Annotated in this window: 19 protein-coding genes and 1 tRNA gene; 8 read left to right on the top strand and 12 right to left on the bottom strand. The window is 69.3% G+C overall.

Annotated features, from left to right (window positions below):
- Positions 1 to 255: 255 nt before the first annotated feature.
- Positions 256 to 915, top strand: a complete 660-nt coding sequence (locus NGH83_RS00955) for a dihydrofolate reductase family protein (protein WP_251857213.1) — start codon at positions 256 to 258, stop codon at positions 913 to 915.
- Between the two features lie 27 nt (positions 916 to 942).
- Here NGH83_RS00955 and NGH83_RS00950 read toward each other — a convergent pair whose 3' ends face one another.
- Positions 943 to 2,499: an AtzH-like domain-containing protein gene (locus NGH83_RS00950; protein ID WP_251857212.1), complete on the bottom strand. Its 1,557-nt coding sequence runs from the start codon at positions 2,497 to 2,499 to the stop codon at positions 943 to 945.
- Positions 2,496 to 3,578: an acetamidase/formamidase family protein gene (locus tag NGH83_RS00945; RefSeq protein ID WP_251857211.1), complete on the bottom strand. Its 1,083-nt coding sequence runs from the start codon at positions 3,576 to 3,578 to the stop codon at positions 2,496 to 2,498. The genes NGH83_RS00950 and NGH83_RS00945 overlap by 4 nt, the downstream gene beginning before the upstream one ends.
- Positions 3,579 to 3,704: 126 nt before the next feature.
- On the opposite strand from NGH83_RS00945, the gene NGH83_RS00940 reads away from it, so the two are divergent.
- Entirely contained in the window at positions 3,705 to 4,397 is a 693-nt protein-coding gene (locus NGH83_RS00940) for a YoaK family protein (RefSeq protein ID WP_251857210.1), read from the top strand.
- A 19-nt stretch (positions 4,398 to 4,416) separates the two neighbouring features.
- Here the strand turns inward: NGH83_RS00940 and NGH83_RS00935 are convergent, their stop codons facing one another.
- From NGH83_RS00935 to NGH83_RS00920, 4 genes are all read right to left on the bottom strand, one after another.
- Entirely contained in the window at positions 4,417 to 5,265 is an 849-nt protein-coding gene (locus NGH83_RS00935; protein ID WP_251857209.1) for an NAD(P)-dependent oxidoreductase, read from the bottom strand.
- A 26-nt stretch (positions 5,266 to 5,291) separates the two neighbouring features.
- Positions 5,292 to 6,746: an MFS transporter gene (locus tag NGH83_RS00930; RefSeq protein ID WP_371872719.1), complete on the bottom strand. Its 1,455-nt coding sequence runs from the start codon at positions 6,744 to 6,746 to the stop codon at positions 5,292 to 5,294.
- Positions 6,747 to 6,841: 95 nt separating this feature from the next.
- Positions 6,842 to 8,317, bottom strand: a complete 1,476-nt coding sequence (locus tag NGH83_RS00925; RefSeq protein WP_251857208.1) for a cell wall metabolism sensor histidine kinase WalK — start codon at positions 8,315 to 8,317, stop codon at positions 6,842 to 6,844.
- Positions 8,314 to 9,063 (bottom strand): response regulator transcription factor, encoded by a 750-nt coding sequence (locus NGH83_RS00920; protein WP_305881792.1) that lies wholly within the window; start codon positions 9,061 to 9,063, stop codon positions 8,314 to 8,316. Before NGH83_RS00920 ends, NGH83_RS00925 begins: the two co-directional genes overlap by 4 nt.
- 170 nt (positions 9,064 to 9,233) lie before the next feature.
- Between NGH83_RS00920 and NGH83_RS00915 the strand changes: the two genes are divergently transcribed.
- The 3 genes from NGH83_RS00915 (at position 9,234) to NGH83_RS00905 (ending at position 12,576) form a co-directional block, all read left to right on the top strand.
- Entirely contained in the window at positions 9,234 to 10,736 is a 1,503-nt protein-coding gene (locus NGH83_RS00915; RefSeq protein WP_251857207.1) for an ABC transporter permease, read from the top strand.
- Positions 10,737 to 10,768: 32 nt separating this feature from the next.
- Positions 10,769 to 11,437: an ABC transporter ATP-binding protein gene (locus NGH83_RS00910; protein WP_251857206.1), complete on the top strand. Its 669-nt coding sequence runs from the start codon at positions 10,769 to 10,771 to the stop codon at positions 11,435 to 11,437.
- Positions 11,438 to 11,553: 116 nt separating this feature from the next.
- A complete protein-coding gene (locus NGH83_RS00905; protein ID WP_371872718.1) occupies positions 11,554 to 12,576 on the top strand; it encodes an NADP-dependent oxidoreductase in 1,023 nt (340 codons plus the stop codon).
- Here NGH83_RS00905 and NGH83_RS00900 read toward each other — a convergent pair.
- The 6 genes from NGH83_RS00900 to NGH83_RS00875 all read right to left on the bottom strand — a co-directional run bounded on the left by NGH83_RS00900 (position 12,570) and on the right by NGH83_RS00875 (position 15,972).
- Positions 12,570 to 13,187 carry a GNAT family N-acetyltransferase gene (locus tag NGH83_RS00900; protein ID WP_251857205.1) on the bottom strand — a complete coding sequence of 206 codons (618 nt, stop codon included), beginning with the start codon at positions 13,185 to 13,187 and terminating at the stop codon, positions 12,570 to 12,572. The two genes, NGH83_RS00905 and NGH83_RS00900, sit on opposite strands and share 7 nt — an antisense overlap.
- A 15-nt stretch (positions 13,188 to 13,202) precedes the next feature.
- The gene (gene rplA, locus NGH83_RS00895) at positions 13,203 to 13,892 is read right to left on the bottom strand and encodes a 50S ribosomal protein L1 (RefSeq protein ID WP_251857204.1); all 690 of its coding nucleotides are present in this window, start codon (positions 13,890 to 13,892) and stop codon (positions 13,203 to 13,205) included.
- An 11-nt stretch (positions 13,893 to 13,903) separates the two neighbouring features.
- Entirely contained in the window at positions 13,904 to 14,335 is a 432-nt protein-coding gene (gene rplK / locus NGH83_RS00890) for a 50S ribosomal protein L11 (protein ID WP_251857203.1), read from the bottom strand.
- 131 nt (positions 14,336 to 14,466) lie between these two features.
- Entirely contained in the window at positions 14,467 to 15,468 is a 1,002-nt protein-coding gene (gene nusG, locus NGH83_RS00885) for a transcription termination/antitermination protein NusG (RefSeq protein ID WP_251857202.1), read from the bottom strand.
- Positions 15,469 to 15,532: 64 nt separating this feature from the next.
- Positions 15,533 to 15,814 carry a preprotein translocase subunit SecE gene (gene secE / locus NGH83_RS00880; RefSeq protein WP_251857201.1) on the bottom strand — a complete coding sequence of 94 codons (282 nt, stop codon included), beginning with the start codon at positions 15,812 to 15,814 and terminating at the stop codon, positions 15,533 to 15,535.
- An 85-nt stretch (positions 15,815 to 15,899) separates the two neighbouring features.
- Positions 15,900 to 15,972: transfer RNA gene (locus NGH83_RS00875), tRNA-Trp, on the bottom strand.
- Between the two features lie 168 nt (positions 15,973 to 16,140).
- Here NGH83_RS00875 and NGH83_RS00870 point away from each other — a divergent pair.
- The 3 genes from NGH83_RS00870 to NGH83_RS00860 all read left to right on the top strand — a co-directional run bounded on the left by NGH83_RS00870 (position 16,141) and on the right by NGH83_RS00860 (position 19,205).
- Positions 16,141 to 16,761, top strand: coding sequence for a MarC family protein (locus NGH83_RS00870; protein ID WP_251857200.1), 621 nt, complete (start codon positions 16,141 to 16,143; stop codon positions 16,759 to 16,761).
- 49 nt (positions 16,762 to 16,810) lie between these two features.
- The gene (locus tag NGH83_RS00865; protein ID WP_251857199.1) at positions 16,811 to 18,037 is read left to right on the top strand and encodes a pyridoxal phosphate-dependent aminotransferase; all 1,227 of its coding nucleotides are present in this window, start codon (positions 16,811 to 16,813) and stop codon (positions 18,035 to 18,037) included.
- Positions 18,038 to 18,227: 190 nt separating this feature from the next.
- The gene (locus tag NGH83_RS00860; RefSeq protein ID WP_251857198.1) at positions 18,228 to 19,205 is read left to right on the top strand and encodes an alpha/beta hydrolase; all 978 of its coding nucleotides are present in this window, start codon (positions 18,228 to 18,230) and stop codon (positions 19,203 to 19,205) included.
- The last annotated feature ends 67 nt before the right edge of the window (positions 19,206 to 19,272 follow it).

Here is a 19,272-nt window from a genome sequence, read left to right as displayed (position 1 = left end):
GAGGAGGCGGGCGGGCGGATCGATCGGCAGCGCGGCCACGGCGCCCTCCTTCTGTGCGGCTGACCTGTCGAGCATAGGCAGGACGCGTTGCGGGAAGATTTCGCACCCGACCCTCGCCCCGCCGAGTGCACGGATCAGGAGTTCGTACGCCGATCAGGAGAAGTGGCCGGATCGGTCCTGATCCGTGCGCCAGTCGCGCGGTTTCGGGCCGAGATTCCTGATCCGTGCACGCCGCCGGAGTGGCACGATGCTCGGGTGAGCAAACTTCGCGTGCACAGCCTGGCCCTCTCCCTCGACGGATTCGCCACCGGTGAGGGCCAGTCATTCGAGGCACCGTTCGGCCACGCCGGCGGGCGGCTGATGGAGTGGTTCTTCCCCACCCGCACCTTCGTCGGCATGTCCGGCCACGAGGACGAGGCCGTCGGGGCCGGGACGGTCGGCGTCGACGATGCGTTCGCGTCGGCCACCGAACGGAACATCGGCGCCGAGATCATGGGCCGCGGCAAGTTCGGCCCGCAGACCGGACCGTGGGAGGACGACTCGTGGCGCGGCTGGTGGGGCGACGAACCGCCGTTCCATACGCCCGTCGTGGTGCTGACCCACCACGAGCGCCCCGATCTCGTCGTCGGCGAGACCACCTTCCTCTTCCGACAGCTGGCCCCGCACGCGGCCCTCGAGTTGGCGACCGAGCTGGCCGACGGCCGCGACGTGCGCCTCGGCGGCGGCCCGACCGTCGTGAGGGAGTTCCTCGAAGCCGACTTGGTCGACCATCTCCACATCGTGGTCGTGCCGATCGTCCTCGGACGCGGCGTGCGGCTATGGGACGGTCTCGAAGGGTTGGAGGAGCGTTTCACGGTCGAGGTGACCGCATCACCGTCGGGCGTCGTCCACTACGTCTTCAGCCGTCGACCCTGATCACCCGAAGCGCCGCGATGACGAGCGTCAGTCGGCGAGGCCGGCCGCGAACGACGCCAGCGCGGTATCGCTTCCGCGCGGTCCGATGAGGGCGAGGCCCAGCGGGCCGGCCGGCGTACGCAGCAGCGGGGCGGAGAGGCTGGGAGCCCCGGCGATGCCGGCGAAGCAGGTCAGCTGGAGTGTCGCAGTGCGCACGCGGTCGATCTCCTCTGCGGGCGCAGTCGTCTGAGGGGCGGCCGATGCGGCGGCGGGCAGTGCCAGGAGCATTCCCTCGAGGGCGTCGTCGATCCGGGTCCGGATCGTGTGAAGCTCGTCGCGGGCCGCTCGCTCCTGGTCCGCGGTGACCGTCGCGGCATGGCGGAAGCGTTCAGCGACGGCACCGCTCACCGCTCCGGGGTGCGCCTCGAGCCACTCGCCGTTGACCCGCCACGCTTCGGCTGCCTGCACCGTTCGGAACGCGGAGTACGCGAGATCGGCATCGGGGAGGACGACCTCGACGGGGTGCTCGATCCGCCCGGACGCGACCAGGTCGGCGATACCGGAGCGGAACGCGTCGGCGACGGCCGGGTCGAGATGGTCGGTGAGGGCGGGGGCGACGGCGATGCGGCTGGGCAGCCCTGTCGCGGTGCCCAGCACGGCGGCGCTGACGCGAGCCAGCACTTCGCCCGACCGGGTGAGCCAGCCGACCGTGTCGAAGGACGGCGCCAGCGGGTGGACCCCGTTGACGCTCACCGCGCCGTACGTGGTCCGCAGACCCCAGAGCCCCTGATAGGAGGCGGGCACGCGGATCGATCCGGCGGTGTCGGTGGCGAGGCCGATGCTCGCCTGCCCGAGCGCGACGGCACTCGCGGGTCCATTCGAACTGCCGCCCGGCAGGCCCCCGGGCACGGCGGCGTTCGGCGGGGTGCCGTAGTGGGGGTTCGCGCCGGCGATGCTGTAGGCGAACTCGTCGGTGCGGGCGATACCGACGACCGATGCGCCGGCCGCGAGGAGGTCGCCGACGGCGGCGGCGGTGATGCGTGACGCCGACGCGTCGGCGAGGTACGCCGGCACTCCCCCGCCGATGCGATGTCCCGCGATCGCGAAGAGGTCCTTGACGGCGACCGTCTCGCCGTCGAGCGCACCGTGTCCGGTTGGCCGGGTCAGCGGGGTGCCGACGATGCGCCAGATGCGCCCGTCGATGGCGGGGCCGGGTCCCGAGACATGCGCGGCCGTGACGAGCCACGTTCCCCCGAGGCGTCGCCAGAGCTGGGTCTGCTGACCGCGGCCTCCGGCGATCGGAGCAAGGACCGCCACGACGAGGGCGGCGTCGTCGCGGATGACCTGCACGTGCACCTCGGCCACCCGCCGCTTCGGCGCTCCGCCTCGTCCCCGGCGGAAGGCGGCGATGGCGTCGTGCCCGACGAGCAGTCCGCCCGCGTCACCGCGGAGCGTGTCGTTTCGCGGTGCGAAGAGGCGGTCGAGCTCGGCGATGTCGTCGGCCATCAGCGCGCGCTCGTACCGCCAGAACGCGGCGACCAGCCCGTCGGGGAGCGGAGCATCGGCTGTGATCGGAGCGTCGGTGGCGACGGAGAACGAGGTCATCCGAGGTCACCCACCCGGATCTTGGCGTGCACGCCCTTCACGACGTCGACGACTTGGGAGATGTCGAAGTCGGTGGCGGCGGAGAGATAGGCGAGGGCGTGCGATCGGTCCATCCCGAAGCGGGCCTCGAGCAGATCGATCGATGCCCGCACGCAGAGCCGCACGGCCTCGTCGAGGTCTTCGTGCAACCCGGTCGGCACGAGGAACTCGTGGGTCTGCACCAGTGGGCCCGTGACGCGACCGAACTGCTCGAGCGCCTGGTCGGCCGGGATGACGTCGAAGCGGATGGTGGCGCGCAGCGACGCCTCCATCGCGGTGAGCGCCACCTCGCCGTCGCCCTGGGCGAAGTGCGGGTCGCCGATGTAGGCGTTGGCGCCCGGGACCTGCACCGGCAGCAGCAGCCGCGCACCCTCGGTGAGGAGCTTGATGTCGATATTGCCGCCGAATGCGCCCGGCGGCACCGAGTGCGGACGGTCGTCGCCGGCGACGGCGACGCCCATGACCCCGAGAAACGGCGCCAACCCGAATCGGGCGGTCCGATCGGATCCCTCGGCGAACGGGATGCTGCCCACCAGTCCGTCACCGGTCTCCGCTGCACGGGCGAACACACTGAACGCTTCACCCTGCAGCGGGAACTCCCCTGGCAGGGCCCCGCGACCGTGTCGATTCGAGATGACTCCGTACGGCACCCGCGGCAGCAGCTCGACGACCTCCATCACGAGCAGGTCACCTGGCTGAGCGCCCCGCACGGCGATCGGTCCGGTGACGACGTGGGGACCGTCGACCCCCGCGGTGCGGGCGCCTCCGTGCAGAACGAGATCGACCGCGTCGGACAGCACCGCATCAGCGGCGACGCCGTGCCGCGAGAAGTACGCGACCGGGTCGCTGCCCTGATCTTCGAGCAGACCTTCGTGGCTGAGCGTGTCGATGGTGACGCTCTCGCCGGGGTCGACGGTGAGGATGGGACGGTCGGCCGCGCAGGGCAGGCGACCCCAGAACACCTCGTCGACCCGCACGGGAAGGTAGTGGTCGCCACGGACCTGGTCGGGATCGGGCTGGAGTATCGACAGCTGCGACACGTGTCGCTCCTTCCCGCCGGGTGGTCGGCTCTCACCCTAACGAGGGCGTGTTACGGCCGGGAAACACGGATGCGCTTCAATCGCCCCAGTCGTGCCGCCTCAGCCGGTCGACGGGAAAGGACCCTCGTGATCCACCGGCTCCGCGGCGATCAGCCTCGACTGCACCTGATGCTCATGTTGGCGCTCACCTTCTCGACGGGCGTCGTCGACGCGGTCGGCTATCTCGGCCTCGATCGGGTGTTCACCGGCAATATGACCGGCAACGTCGTCATCCTCGGCATGGCGCTGACCGGTGCCGACGATCTGCCCATCGTGGGCCCCGTTCTGGCGCTCGTCGGCTTCGTGCTCGGTGCGATCGTCGCCGGCCGGGTCCTTCGACGCGCCCCGGTCGGCTGGACGCGTCGCGCCACCTGGCTGCTGGCGGTGGTGGCCGCGATCATCGTGGTGAGCATCATCCCGGTCCTCGTCGGAGGCGAATCACCCGCCGAACCGTTCCTCTTCACCGTCACGAGCCTGCTCGGAGCGGCGATGGGCATGCAGGCCGGTGTCGCCCGGCATCTCGGAGTCGCCGATGTGACGACCGTCGTCGTGACGTCGACCCTCGTCGGGCTGGCGTTCGAGTCGCGGCTCGGCAAAGCGAACGGTCAGAAGTGGCTCCGCCGACTCTCCGCGATAGTCCTCATCGCATTCGGCGCCCTCGTCGGCGCCGCACTGCTGCGTCTCGGTCTGGTCTGGGGCATCGGGCTGGCGGCGCTGATCACTGTGTTCGTCGCGGTGGTCGGGCACGTCGGCGCTCCCCGGGGCGCGCCCACTCCCTAGCGGCCGGGAGCGATACGGACTAGCGCGTCGCGTCGCGCCACGAGTACTGCGGTTCGTATCCGAGCACCGCGCGGGCATGCTCGATCGACAGCAGCGTCTCGTTGCCGCTGATCCTTCGCGCCCGCTCCACGCGCGGGAACACCGCGTCGGCGAGCTCTGCGCTCGGAGTGCGCATCACCGTGTCGGCCGCAGCGATGATGAAACGGTCGAACCCGCGTCGGTCTGATTCGAGCGCGCGAAGCACCGCCTGCGCACCATCGCGAGCGTCGATGTAACCCCAGAGGTTCCATTTGCGCACGAGCGGGTCGTCTTGAAAGTCCTCGAACGCGGCGTAATCCTCAGGAGCCATGACGTTCGAGAAGCGCAATCCGACGATCTTCAGATCGGGGAACCGGCGCGCGTAGTGGCTCGCCATCTCCTCCTCCATGGCCTTCACCATCGAGTAGGTCGACTCGGGTCGCGTCGTGTACTCCTCGTCGACCGGGATGTACGGAGGATCGATCTCGAACGGCAGCCCAAGCACCGTCTCACTGGACGCGAACACGATGTTGCGGATACCGGTCGAGATCGCGGCGTCGACGGTGTTGAATCCCGACAGCATGTTGTTGCGGAAGGTCGCGGAGTTGGTGGCGAGTCCCGGTGCGGGGATCGCGGCGAGGTGGACGAGGGCGTCGAATCCGCCGTCTCGCTCGTCGGTTCCGAGCAGCGCGTCGACGACCTGTCCGTAGTCGGTGAGATCGACGGGCACGAAGCCCGGCCCCATCTCGCCTCGCCGATCGAGGTTGGTCACCGTGTTGCCGGCGGCACGCAGACCCTCGAGCACGAATCGTCCGAGTTTGCCGCTACCACCCGTCAACGCGATCTTCACCGGCTCAGCCTCTCACCCTCGGGCCGCTACTTCGCCGTGCTGAGCGGCTCCGCGATCTCTTCCAGCGACTTCCGTTCCGCGTTGACTCCGAGGAAGACCTCGACGAGTCCGGCAGCGATCATGAGCCCCGCACCGATGTAGTAGCCGATCGCGACCTGCTCGATACCCTGCTCGATGAACTGGCCGAACAGGATCGGGCCGATGATGCCGCCGAGACCGGTGCCCACCGCGTAGAAGAACGCGATGGCCATCGCGCGGGTCTCCATCGGGAAGATCTCGCTGACCGTGAGGTAGGCCGAGCTCGCGCCCGCCGAGGCGAAGAAGAACACGACGACCCAGCAGACGGTGAGCCAGAACGCGTCGAGGACGCCGGATCCGAAGAGGATGCCGGTGCCGACGAGCAGCACACCCGACCCGATGTAGCTGGTGCTGATCATCACGCGGCGGCCGATGCTGTCGAAGAAGTGCCCGAGCAGCAGCGGCCCGAGGAAGTTGCCGATCGCGATCGGCACCAGCGAGTACGGCGCGATGTTGTCCGGCACGCCGAGCAGCTCGGTGAGCACCAGCGCGTAGGTGAAGAAGACCGCGTTGTAGAGGAATGCCTGCCCCACGAACAGCGAGAGGCCGAGCACGAAGCGCTTCGGGTAGCGCGTCACCGCCGTCTTCACGATCTCGCCGAAGCCCGTCGACTTGCGCTGATGGATCTTCATCTCGCCCTTGGCGGGCGGCAGCTTCTCGCCCTTCTCGCGCTCGATCCGCTCCTCGATCTCGGAGACCGTCGCCTCGGCCTGCTCGTCGCGCCCGTGGATGACCGCCCATCGCGGCGACTCGGGGACGGTCCGGCGCACGATGAGGATGAGGAGGCCGAGCACGGCCCCGAGACCGAAGGCGAGGCGCCATCCGAGCTCGGGCGGGAAGATATTGGTGTCGAGCAGCACGACGGTGAGCAGCGCACCGAATGCGGTACCGAGCCAGTACGAGCCGTTGATGGCGAGATCGACGACGCCGCGACGGCGCGCCGGGATGAGCTCGTCGATGGCCGAGTTGATGGCGGCGTACTCGCCGCCGATGCCCGCTCCCGTGAGGAATCGGCAGACGAAGAAGAAGATCGCGTTGGGCGCGAAGGCGGTCGCGACGGTGGCGAGCAGATAGAGCCCGAGGGTCGCGATGAAGAGCTTCTTCCGCCCGAATCGGTCGGTGAGATAGCCGAAGCCGAGTGCACCGGTGCAGGCGCCCGCCACGTAGATCGCCGCGGCGAGACCGATCTCGCCCGCGGTGAGGCCGAGTCCGCTGCTCTCCTCGGTGAGCCGGGATCCGAGGGCACCGACGATGGTCACCTCGAGACCGTCGAGGATCCACACGGTGCCGAGTCCGAGCACCACGAGCCAATGGAACTTCGACCACGGCAGCCTGTCCATCCGCTCGGGGATGGAGGTCGTCACCGTCTTCGTCTCGCCCGCCTGTGCCGATGCCTGAGCCACGTCGCCCGCCCTTCTCTCCGACGATACCGAGGGCTAGGCGACCACCGGACGCCGCGAACCGACTGTGAGCCAGCTGCGCACTTCTCGTGACCTGTCTATGCCGACCCGATCTGTGCCGTCTGGTGGCCGAGCGGCAGGCGGACGATGAAGACGGTGTCCCCCGGTTCGCTCGACACCGCGACGCTGCCGCCGTGCGCGTCGACGACGGCCTTGACGATCGACAGTCCGAGACCGGTGCTGCCCGTCGCTCGAGTGCGCGAATTGTCGCCCCGGGTGAAGCGCTCGAACAGCGAGGCGCGCAGAGACGGGTCGATGCCGGGTCCGTCGTCCGCGACGCGGAGCACCACCTGGTCCTGCACCACCTCGAGGCTCGTCGTGATCGTCGTGCCCGGCGGAGTGTGGGTCCGCGCGTTGCCGAGCAGGTTCACCAGCACCTGACGCAGCCGCGGGTCGTCGCCGGTGACCACGACGGGGTCCTCGGGCAGATCGAGCAGCCAGACGTGCTCGGGACCGGCGACGTGGGCGTCGCCCACCGCCTCCAACGCGATCAACGAGAGGTCGACATCCTCCTGCCGCAGCTCGCGCTGCGAATCGAGGCGGGCGAGCAGCAACAGATCCTCGACGAGGGAGGTCATCCGCATCGCCTCGGACTCGATCCGTCCGAGGTTGTGCTCGACCTGGGGCGAGAGGGTGTCGTCCATGCGGCGGGTGAGCTCGGAGTATCCGCGGATGCTCGCCAGCGGCGTGCGCAGCTCGTGGCTCGCGTCGGCGACGAACTGGCGCACCTTGTCCTCGCTGCGCTGACGCACCGCGAGCGCCGTGCCGACATGACTGAGCAGCCGGTTGAGCGCAGAGCCCACCTGGCCGACCTCTGTTCGCGTGTCCGTGTCCTCGTCCGGGACCCGCACGTCGATGTCGACGTCTCCGCGGTCGAGGGGCAGGTCGGCGACGGTCGCCGCGGCGGACGCGACGCGGTGCAACGGCCGCAGCGCGACATCGACGACGAAGGTCGCGACGGCGGCGGCGAGAGCGATGCCCGCGGCGGTCACCAGCGCGAACACGAGCGCGAGCTGACCCGTGAGCGTGTGCACGTCCTTCAACGGAAGCGCGGTGAGGAGCACGACGTTCTCGGTGCCGCGGACGGCGGTCGAGATGACCCGGTAGTCGCCGAGGTCGCGGCCGAGGTAGACGGTGTGCGGCTGGCCGTCGAGCGGCACCGTCGCGAGGCGGGTGAGCTGACCGCGGTCGAGGATCTGGTTCTCGCCGTACGCGTCCGGGTAGCCCGCCCGGATCAGGATGTTGTCGACGATGACGCCCGAGATCGTGCCGGAGGCCTGCCCCGGTGCGCCGTAGTCGGGTGCCTGGCCGCTGCCCTGCGAATCGAACCCGGGAAGCGGACCGTACGACCCGCTCGTGCGACCCGCGGACTGGCGCAGGCTGTCATCGAGCTGCGCGACCAGGTAGCTGTTGAACAGGAGCACGCTGAGCGCGCCGACGACGACGCCGACGCTCGCCATCAGGCAGACGACGATGAGGACGAGACGTGCCCGCAGACTGCGGGGCTTCCTCATGTCGCGGGCTTGATGAGGTAACCGGCCCCGCGGACCGTGTGGATCATCGCGGCGCGGCCGGCGTCGATCTTGCGGCGCAGATACGAGATGTAGATCTCGACGACACTGGACTTGCCGCCGAAGTCGTAGCTCCAGACCCGGTCGAGGATCTGCGCCTTGCTCAGCACCCGACGCGGATTGCGCATGAGGAAGCGCAGCAGCTCGAACTCGGTGGCCGTGAGCTCGATCAGCTGGCCGTCGCGGAACACCTCGTGGCTGTCCTCGTCGAGCGAGAGGTCGCCGACGGTGATGACGGGGTCGTTCTCGGTCGTGACCGACGCGATCGAGCGACGGATGAGCCCGCGCAGGCGGGCGACGAGCTCCTCGAGGCTGAACGGCTTGGTCACATAGTCGTCGCCGCCGGCGGTGAGGCCGGTGATGCGGTCGTCGAGCGAGTCCTTCGCGGTGAGGAACAGCACCGCGGTGTCGCCGCCGTCCGCACGCACCCGCGAGAGCACCTGCAGGCCGTCGATGTCCGGGAGCATGATGTCGAGCACGATCGCGTCGGGCTTGAAATCGCGCGCCGTCGAGATGGCGCTGCGCCCGTCGGCCGCGGTCTTGACCTCCCAGCCCTCGTAGCGCAGCGCCATCGAGAGCAGGTCGGTGAGGGTGGGCTCGTCGTCGACGACCAGGACGCGGATCGGCGAGCCGTCCGCACGGCGCATCGGAGCGGTCTTCGGTCGGGCGGAGGTGTCGGAAGCGGCCATGTAATCGAGTATCGCGCGTTTCCTATGAATGCCCTGAGGGCGGACTATGCCGATACAGAGAGATATCGAAGGCCTCGCATACGGCGCTCTCGCGCCGCTCATAACGGTCGTACTTAGCTTCGCCACGTCGACCGCCGGCATGAGCGGTCATATTCGACTTGGAGACGTCAGTGTTCGGAACCTATCTGCGCCGCGAGCTGTCGAACAGACGCCGTCAGACCATCACCATCGCCATCGGGATGGCGCTCGCCATCGCGCTCGTGATCATCGTCAACTCGGTCGCCGCCGGCGTGAAGAACGCGCAGGCGACCGTACTCGAATCGCTCTACGGCGTCGGCACCGACATCACCGTGACGGCGACACCCGAACCCCCCGCCGAGGACGAGGGCGGCGGCCAGCGCTTCGAATTCGGCACCGACGACGGCGCGACCGAAGACGGCACGACGTCCGTCAGCCAGTCCCGGCTCGAGGCGGGCCGCGGCACGTCGACCTTCGACGCGGCGGCGGTGGCCACCGCCGCGAGCACCGATGGCGTCGTCGCGGCGGTCGGCGTGCTGTCGCTCACGAACACCACCGTCGACGGCGAACTGCCGGACTTCTCGCAGATGCAGCGCCAGCCGGGCGCTGATGGGTCGGCCTCCGACGGCGGTCAGCCGCCGGCCGGGGGACCCGACGGCGCAGGCGGAAGCGCGTTCGACATCGCCGCCTTCACGGTGCTCGGCATCGACCCGTCCGCCGACGCCATCGGTCCACTGACCGCAGCGGAGCTGTCGGACGGACGCGTGCTCGACTCCGCCGACGCGGGCGCCGACGTGGCGCTCCTCGACAGCTCCTATGCGACCGAGGAAGGACTCGCGGTCGGCGACACCGTCGACATCGCGGGGACGAGCTTCGAGGTCGTCGGCGTCGTGGCATCGACGACGTCCGACGGCGAGAGCGCATCGAATGTGTACATCCCGCTCGACGTCGCCCAGACGCTCGCCGGCCTCGATGGCCAGGTCTCGAGCGTCTACGTGCAGGCCTCATCCGCCGACGGGATCGACACCGTGAAGGCGGACCTCGAAGAGGCACTGCCCGAGATGACGGTGAGCACCCAGGAGGACCTCGCGGCCAGCGTGGCCGGATCGGTGTCGACCGCCTCCAGCATGATCACGAGCCTCGGGACGTGGCTGTCGCTCATCGTCCTCCTCGCCGCCTTCCTCGTCGCGATCCTCTTCACCATCTCCGGCGTCACGCGCCGCACCCGCGAGTTCGGCACGCTGAAGGCTCTCGGCTGGAGCAACCGTCGGATCGTCGGCCAGGTCGCGGGAGAATCGCTCGTGCAGGGAGCGATCGGCGGGGTCGCGGGCATCGCTCTCGGACTCGTCGGAATCCTCGTCGTCAACCTGATCGCGCCGACCATCGGCACGAGCGGGGCCACCGCAACCGGAGGCGGCATGCCCGGCGATGCGATGCAAGGCGGCGGCATGCCGGGCGGCGGAGCCATGCCCGGCGGGTTCGGCGCCCAGGCCGCGCTGACCACCTCGGAGGTGGTGCTGCAACTGCCGGTGACCGTCGCGGTGGTCGGTATCGCCGTCGGCCTCGCCCTCCTCGGCGGTCTCCTCGCCGGCGCGTTCGGAGGCTGGCGCGCCGCCCGCCTCCGCCCGGCCGCCGCGTTTCGCTCGGTCGACTGACTTCTTCCCCATCCCCTTCGAAAGGACGCACCATGTACACGCTCACCGGGGTCAGCAAGGTCTATGACAGCTCCAAGCGGAAGGTCACCGCGCTCACCGGCGTGGATCTCGCCATCGACGACGGCGAGCTGGTCGCGATCCAGGGCCCGACGGGCGGTGGGAAATCGACGCTGCTGCAGCTCCTCGGTGCGCTCGACCGTTCGACCACCGGATCGGTGACCCTCGGCGGCGACGACCTCTCGGCGCTCCCCGATGCGAAGCTGGCGACCATCCGTGCGGAACAGATCGGCTTCGTGTTCCAGGGGTTCAATCTCATCCCCACGCTCACCGCGCTCGAGAACGTCGAGACCGCGCTCGCTCCGCTGGGGATCGACCCCACCGAACGTCGCCACCGCGCATCCGAGGCGCTCGAGAGCGTCGGCCTCGGCGAGCGCCTCTCGCACCTGCCCAGTGAATTGTCCGGTGGTCAGCAGCAGCGCGTCGCCATCGCGCGGGCGCTGGTGAAGAGGCCTCGCGTGCTCCTCGCCGACGAGCCGACCGGCAACCTCGACGAGCAGACCCGCGACGAGATCATGGATCTGCTCGAGGCGCAGTGGCGGGAGGAGAAGCTGACCCTCATCGTCGTGACCCACGACTCGGCCGTCGCTAAGCGAGCGCCGCGGAGACTGCGGATCAAGGGCGGCACCGTCGCGGAACGCTGACCCGTCCGCCCGGAATCGTCGCGCACCGGGAACACCCCTGTAACACCGGCGAATCATTGGCCGAGTTGACTGGCGGCAGGCCGCGACCCGGTGCGGCGCTACCACGAGGGGGACCAGTGCAGGCCGAGAGCATCGCCAGTATCCCGACACCCGCCGCGCCGATGCCCGCGCTTCCGCGATCGATGCGCGCGATCCTCGCCTCGGGTCCGGGCGGCCCCGAGGTCCTCACCCTCGGGCAGGTCGCACCGCCGACACGGGTCGGCAGCGAGGTACTGGTCCGCGTGCTCGCCGCGGGAGTCAACCCCGTCGATGTGAAGACCCGGGCGGGCGACGGCGTGGCCGCAGGGATCGGCGGCTGGCCCGTCGTGCCGGGCTACGACTTCAGCGGCGTGGTGGTCGAGGCTCCGTACGGCGCCTTCCCGCTGCAGCCGGGCGACGAGGTGTTCGGGATGGCCGGCTTCCCCCGGCAGTCCGGCGCCTACGCCGAATACGTGTCGGTTCCCGCGCTGAGCGTGGCACGGAAACCCTCGGTGCTCTCCCACGTCGAGGCGGCGGCCGTGCCGCTCGCAGCGCTCACCGCGTGGGGCGCGACCGTCGACATCGCGAAGGCGCACGAGGGCCAGCGGGTGCTCATCCACGCGGGCGCCGGCGGAGTCGGTCACCTCGCCGTCCAGTTCGCCGCCTATTTCGGCGCCGAGGTCACTGCCACCGCGTCCGAGACGAACGAGGAGTGGGTGCGTTCCCTCGGCGCCACTCGCGTGATCGACCACCGCAGCGTCCGATTCGACGATGTGCTCGCCGACTTCGACGTGGTCATCGACGCGGTCGGCGACGCGAAGGACCGCACCGCGACCCGGTCGATCTCCGTGCTGCGGCCGGGCGGACTGCTCGTCACCCTGCCGAGCGCGGACGCTCCCCACGTGATCGCCGCGGCGGCGGCGGCCGGCGTGCGCGCGACCGGGTACTGGGTGGTCCCCGACGCCGGCACGCTCGCCGTCATCTCGCGCCTCATCACGTCGGGCGACGTCAAGGCCAGGGTCGAGAAGGTCTTCGACCTCTCCGCCGCCGCCGAGGCGCATCGCCTCGTGGAGCAGGGCCACGTGCGCGGCAAAGTGGTGCTCAAGGTCAGCGACTACTGACGAACTGCGCCCTCGAGGATGCGTTCGCGCACGAAGTCGTGCTCCCAGACGTCGCCGACGAGGAAGCGTTTGACCCCGATCCGAGTGAACCCGCTCTTCTCGTAGAAGCGGTTGGCGCGCGAGTTGAACTGGTTCACGCCCAGCCACATCGAGCGCGCCCCGCGCTGCGTCGCGGCGGCGACGCTCGCGTCGATCAGCGCCGACGCGAGCCCGTGACCGTGCAGCTCGGGGAGCACGTAGCACTTGCTGAGCTCGACCGTCGGGCGCGGCCGCACGACGGCGAGGACATCGGTGTCGGTCGGCTCCGCGAAGACCAGCATCGTGTACCCCGCGGGGCGGCCCCGGTACTCCGCGAGGAGGATCATCCGCTCGGGGTCGGCGAGGTAGCGCTGGAAGCTGCCGAGCGAGAGGTGGCGCGCGATGAAGTCGGCCTTGGCCGCGTCGGTCGTCGTCGGCGGGCACGCGAGCGGAAAGGTCACGGCCGCGATGGCGGTGAGGACCGCCGCGTCGCGCTCGTCCGCGACCCGCACGTCACTCGCCGACGGGGTGTTGAACGACGAAGTGCCCGCTTCGGCGGGTCGTTCCGAGGAACTACCGGCAGAAGCGGGCACTTCGAGTGCTTACGCTCAGAGGGCGTTGACGTCGAGCGGGATGCCCGGGCCGAACGTGGTCGAGACCGACCCCTTCTGGATGTAGCGACCCTTGGCGGCCGACGGCTTGAGACGCTGCACCTCGTCGAGGGCGGCGCGGAGGTTCTCCGACAGCTGCTCCTCGCTGAAGCCCGCCTTGCCGACCACGAAGTGGACGTTGGCGTGCTTGTCGGTGCGGAACTCGATCTTTCCGCCCTTGATGTCGGTGACCGCCTGAGCGGCGTTCGGCGTGACGGTGCCGGTCTTCGGGTTCGGCATCAGACCACGGGGTCCGAGAACCTTTCCGAGACGACCGACCTTGCCCATCAGGTCGGGGGTGGCGACGGCCGCGTCGAACGCGGTCCATCCGCCGGCAACCTTCTCGATGAGCTCGTCCGAGCCGACCTCGTCCGCGCCGGCGGCGATGGCGGCCTCAGCGGCCGGACCCTGCGCGAACACGATGACGCGGGCGGTCTTGCCGGTGCCGTGGGGCAGCAGCACGGTGCCGCGCACCATCTGGTCGGCCTTGCGGGGGTCGACGCCGAGCTTCAGCGCGACCTCGACGGTCGAGTCGAACTTCGCCGAACCGGTCTGCTTCGCCAGCTCGACGGCCTCGGTGGGGGTGTAGAACTTGCCGTCCTCGATCTTCTCGGCGGCGGCGCGGTACGCCTTGCTCTTCTGTGCCATGTTCTTCGTCCTCAGCCTTCGACCGTGATGCCCATGGAGCGGGCGGTGCCGGCGATGATCTTCTCGGCGGCTTCGATGTCGTTCGCGTTCAGGTCGGGCTGCTTCTGCTCCGCGATCTGACGCACCTGCTCACGGGTGAGCTTCGCGACCTTGACGGTGTGAGGAGTGGAGGAGCCCTTGCCGACGCCCGCAGCCTTCTTGATCAGCTCAGCGGCCGGCGGGGTCTTGAGCACGAACGTGAACGAGCGGTCCTCGTACACGGTGATCTCGACGGGGATGACGTTTCCGCGCTGCGACTCGGTCGCGGCGTTGTACGCCTTGCAGAACTCCATGATGTTGACGCCGTGCTGACCCAGCGCAGGCCCGATGGGCGGTGCGGGGTTAGCGGCGCCGGCGTTGATCTGGAGCTTGATGAGCCCCGTGACCTTCTTCTTCGGTGCCATTGTTTCTTCCTTTCCCGAACGACCGCATGGTCGTTCTCCCGCTTCTCCGGCCGTTCCGGAGCGCGGTGCGCGCAGCCCCTCCGAAGAAAGGCCCCGCAGATCTTACCGTCGGATGACGGAAGTACCTAGGGTCAGAGCTTGGTGACCTGGTCGAAGCTGAGCTCGACCGGCGTCTCGCGCTCGAACAGCGAGACGAGGACCGTGAGCTTGCCGCTCTCGGGCTTGATCTCGCTGATGGTGCCGGGCAGGCCCGCGAACGAGCCCTCCTTGATCGTGATGGTCTCGCCGATCTCGAAGTCGACCTCGGCGGGGATGACCCGAGCCTGAGTGGGCGACCCCTTGGCGCCGCCGCTCGCCTTGGCGGGAGCCTCGGCGATCTGGACGGTGCTCTTCAGCATGTTGAACGCCTCTTCGAAGCGCAGCGGCACCGGCTGGTGCGCGTTGCCGACGAAGCCGGTCACACCGGGGGTGTGACGCACGACCGACCACGATTCCTCGTTGAGGTCCATGCGCACCAGCACGTAGCCGGGGATGCGCACGCGGTTGACCAGCTTGCGCTGACCGTTCTTGATCTCGACGACGTCTTCCATGGGGACCTGGACCTCGAAGACCGAGTCCTCCTGGCCGAGGCTGCCCTTGCGCTGCTCGATGTTCTGCTTGACGCGCTTCTCGAAGCCGGCGTACGAGTGGATGACGTACCACTTGCCGAGCTTGCCGCGCAGTTCGCGGCGGAACTCCTCGTAGGGGTCGAGCTCGACCTCGGCCTCGGCGTCTTCGAGGTCGCTCTCGAGCTCCTCGAGCACCGCCTCGGGGCGCTCGGCGAGGTTCTCTTCCTCTTCGTCCTCGGTCGCCTCGACGGCGGCCTCGGCGTCGTCGAGGTTGTGCACCTCGAGCGCCTCGTCGACGGCCTCGTCCGCTTCGGGGTCGGCCGCCTCCTCGATGGCCTCAAGGGCCTCGTCGAGGTCGTCCTCGTCGTCGGAGACGACGGAGAGGGCGGTGTGCTCGGCGGACTCGCTCTGACGCTCGTCGGCCTCGAAGACGTCACCCTCCTGGTTCTCGTCGACCTCGGAGCCCTGCTCTGCGGCGGGGCCGAGGTCGATGTCGTCGCGGTGGTCGCGCTCGGAGTTCGACACGGTTTCTGGCTCTCTTTTCTGACGGTTCAGTGCATCCGGCATGGGTGGCCGGAGTGCACCGCGATCACTGTGCGATGGACGGATCGCCGAAGACGAAGACGACGAGGGCGCTGAAGGCGAAGTCGAGCAGGCTGACGACCGCCATCATGATGACCACGAAGATCAGCACGACGGTCGTGAAACCGAGGAGCTCGCGACGGGTCGGGGTGACGACCTTCTTGAGCTCGCCGATCACCTGGCGCACGAACAGCGCGATGCGCGCGAACGGCGAGCGTCGCGCCTGCCGTTCGGCCCGGGCAACGGCTACGACGTCCTCACTGGGCTCGTCGACGACCTTTCGCGCCACGATGGGACCTCACCTCTACTGTCGTACGTTTCGTCGGCTCTTCAGCCGTCCATTCCCGTCCCGGCTGGGTGCCGGGGGTAATGAGCAGGGCGGACAGGACTCGAACCTGCAACCTGCGGTTTTGGAGACCGCTGCTCTACCAATTGAGCCACCGCCCTAAGGCGACTGGAAGCGGCCACGGCTCCGCTCTCGTTCCCACGGATTCCTCTGCGGGAAAGACACGCCAGCAGGCGCGGCGAAGTACGGCGACTTCCAACCAGTGCCGCCAAGTCTAACACCGGGATCGGAGCGCCCCGCTAGGGTTGCCGCGGCGGGAGGGAGCCGACATGGATGCGGGCATCGAGGCGCCGGGGCTCATCGCCGTCGCGATAGCCCTGCTGACCATCACCAACCCGATCGGCAGCGTGCCGATCTTCCTCGGACTGACGGCGGGATTCGACGCCGCGAAGCAGCGGCGCACGGCACTTCTCGTCGGGGTCGCGGTGAGCGCGGTGCTGCTCGTCTCGCTGCTCGTCGGCAAGTACGTGCTCGCGGCGTTCGGCATCGATCTGACCTCGTTCCGGATCGCCGGCAACCTGCTGGTCGCCAGCATCGGTTGGGCGATGCTCACCGCGAAGACGGGCGGCCCCGCTCCCGGTGGCGGTTCGTCGCCGACCGTCGTCCCCCTCGCGATCCCGATCATCGCGGGGCCGGGCGCGATCAGCCTCGTCATCACCTTCGCCGAGCAGCACACCGGCGTCCTGAACCTGATCGGCGGCGCGATCGTGGTGCTCGTCGTCGCCGCGGCGATCGCCGTCGTGCTGTTCTTCGCGCCGCGTCTGCAGAAGATCCTCGGGAACTCGGGGATGAACATCCTCAGCCGCATCTTCGGGCTGATCCTGCTCGCCATCGCCGTGCAGTCGATCATCGACGCGCTCACCGACGCCTTCCCCGTGCTCACCCGGTGACCGCGGATCGGCTCGTCGCGTGGTGCGGGCGCGCCCTAGGCTTGCAGGCATGACCGGCGAACGCCCCAGAATCTCTCCCCGCCTGGCCGCGATCGCGCCCTCGGCGACGCTCAAGGTCGACGCGAAGGCGAAGGCACTGCAGGCGGCGGGTCGCCCCGTCATCAGTTACGCGGCCGGCGAGCCCGACTTCCCGACTCCCGCGTTCATCGTCGAGGCGGCGCTCGAGGCGGTCCGCGACCCGCGCAACCACCGGTACACGGCCGCCGCCGGTCTGCCCGAGCTGCGCGAGGCGATCGCCGCGAAGACGCTCCGCGACAGCGGTCTCGAGGTCGACCCCGCGCAGGTCATCGTCACCAACGGCGGCAAGCAGGGCGTCTACCAGGCATTCCAGGCCATCGTCGGCGACGGCGACGAGGTGCTGCTTCCCGCGCCGTACTGGACCACGTACCCCGAGGTCGTGAAGCTCGCGGGCGGTGTGCCCGTCGAGGTGTTCGCCGGGGCCGATCAGGACTACCTCGTCACGGTCGAACAGCTCGAGGCGGCCCGCACCGACCGCACGAAGGTGCTGCTCTTCGTCTCCCCGTCGAACCCGACCGGTGCCGTCTACTCGGAGGAGCAGACGCGCGCGATCGGCGAGTGGGCCGACGCGAACGGCTTGTGGGTCATCACCGATGAGATCTACCAGAACCTCGTCTACCCCGAGGGTCTCGCCGAGGGCGAGACCCCGAAGGCCGCCGTGTCGATCGTCGACGTGGTGCCCTCGCTCGCCGACCGCACGATCCTCGTCAACGGCGTCGCCAAGTCGTACGCGATGACCGGGTGGCGTCTCGGCTGGATGATCGGGCCCGCCGATGCCATCAAGGCGGCCGCGAACCTGCAGTCGCACCTGAGCTCCAACGTGTCGAACATCTCGCAGCGCGCCGCGATCGCGGCGCTCACCGGTCCTCAGGACGAAGTCGAGGCGATGCGCCGCGCCTTCGACCGCAGGCGCCGCGTGATGGTCGAGGAGCTGAACAAGATCGACGGCGTCGTGACGCCGACTCCCGAGGGGGCTTTCTACGTCTACCCGGATGTGACCGGTCTGCTCGGTCGCGAGTGGGCGGGCAGCACCCCGGCCACCTCCCTCGAGCTCGCCGACCTCATCCTCGACAAGGCCGAGGTCGCGGCGGTTCCGGGTGAAGCATTCGGTCCGGGCGGCTTCCTGCGCTTCTCCTACGCCCTCGGCGACGACGCCCTCCTCGAGGGCGTCCAGCGCCTCCAGCGCCTCTTCTCCTAACCTCCCCACCCCTCCACCCCTTCACCCCTGCGAGCGCGGTGTGTTGCTGCGAGCGCGGGTGTTTATACAGGCGCGCTCGTATCAACACACCGCGCTCGCGGGGGCAAGAGGGGGGTTGGGGGTCGATACGTTGGCGGTCGTGGCCGACTCTCGACGCTCCCGCCCCTGGTATCGGCGACCCTCGCGGCTCGTGCCGAGCATCGCGCTCGGGGCGCTCCTCGGAACCGTGATCTACTCGCTCGTCAGCCCGTGGTTGCCCGCGCTGCTCATCCGCGCCGTATTCGAGAAGGGCGCGGCGGACACCGTAGAGGAAATGCTCCCCTTCGTCCCCGCCGACGGGTACACGTCGGATTACGACATCGCATACGCGGGCGCCGGCCCCGACACGACGCTCGACGTCTTCTCCGCCGACGGCAACGGCCCGCTGCCGACGGTGGTCTGGATCCACGGCGGCGCCTGGATCTCGGGCGACAAGCGGGACGTCGCGCCCTACCTGAAGATGATCGCCGCCGAGGGCTACACCGCGATCGGGCTCAACTACACGATCGCGCCCGAAGCCACCTATCCGACGGCGATCGACCAGCTGAACGAGGCGCTGCGCTACATCCTCGACAACGCCGCCGACCTGCGCGTCGACCCGAGCCGCATCGTCCTCGCCGGCGACTCGGCGGGATCGCAGCTCGCCAGCGAGCTCGCCACGATCACGACGAATCCCGAGTTCGCCGCTCGAGCCGACGTCGTGCCGGCCCTCCGACCGGAGCAGCTGCGCGGTGTGGTGCTGAACTGCGGCGTCTACGACCTGGACGAGCTCGCCGCCGGGGCGCACGGAATCGTCGGATGGGGATTCAAGTCGGCGCTCTGGGCGTACACGGGCGAGCGGGACTGGTCGAACACCCCGGCCGGTGATCAGATGTCGACGATCGACTTCGTGACCGCCGACTTCCCGGCCACCTTCGTCACGGGCGGCAACGGCGATCCGCTCACGGACGGCCAGTCGAAGCCACTCGCCGAGAGGCTGACCTCCCTCGGGGTCGACGTCACCGCCCTTTTCTGGCCCGCAGACACGACCCCGGCGCTGCCGCACGAGTACCAGTTCCACCTCGACTTCGACGAGGCGCACACGGCCCTCGCCGGCACCCTCGCCTTCCTCGCCACGGTGACCGGCTGACCCAGAGCCAAGCGCCGGAGACAGGCCCGCCCTCGAGTCGGCCGCATCGACGACGGCGAGGCTGCGC

Origin of the sequence: Herbiconiux sp. L3-i23 (assembly GCF_023734115.1) — a bacterium.
Lineage (GTDB): Bacteria > Actinomycetota > Actinomycetes > Actinomycetales > Microbacteriaceae > Naasia.
Note: the sequence above shows the minus strand (reverse complement) of the source record. Positions and strands in the feature narration are given on the sequence as shown.

Bases quoted from the DNA above. Each gene is read 5' to 3' on its own strand.
- NGH83_RS00950 (WP_251857212.1), bottom strand. From the start codon at position 2,499: ATGACCTCGTTCTCCGTCGCCACCGACGCTCCGATCACAGCCGATGCT.
- NGH83_RS00925 (WP_251857208.1), bottom strand. From the start codon at position 8,317: ATGAGGAAGCCCCGCAGTCTGCGGGCACGTCTCGTCCTCATCGTCGTC.
- NGH83_RS00920 (WP_305881792.1), bottom strand. From the start codon at position 9,063: ATGGCCGCTTCCGACACCTCCGCCCGACCGAAGACCGCTCCGATGCGC.
- NGH83_RS00910 (WP_251857206.1), top strand. From the start codon at position 10,769: ATGTACACGCTCACCGGGGTCAGCAAGGTCTATGACAGCTCCAAGCGG.
- rplA (WP_251857204.1), bottom strand. From the start codon at position 13,892: ATGGCACAGAAGAGCAAGGCGTACCGCGCCGCCGCCGAGAAGATCGAG.
- rplK (WP_251857203.1), bottom strand. From the start codon at position 14,335: ATGGCACCGAAGAAGAAGGTCACGGGGCTCATCAAGCTCCAGATCAAC.
- NGH83_RS00870 (WP_251857200.1), top strand. From the start codon at position 16,141: ATGGATGCGGGCATCGAGGCGCCGGGGCTCATCGCCGTCGCGATAGCC.
- NGH83_RS00865 (WP_251857199.1), top strand. From the start codon at position 16,811: ATGACCGGCGAACGCCCCAGAATCTCTCCCCGCCTGGCCGCGATCGCG.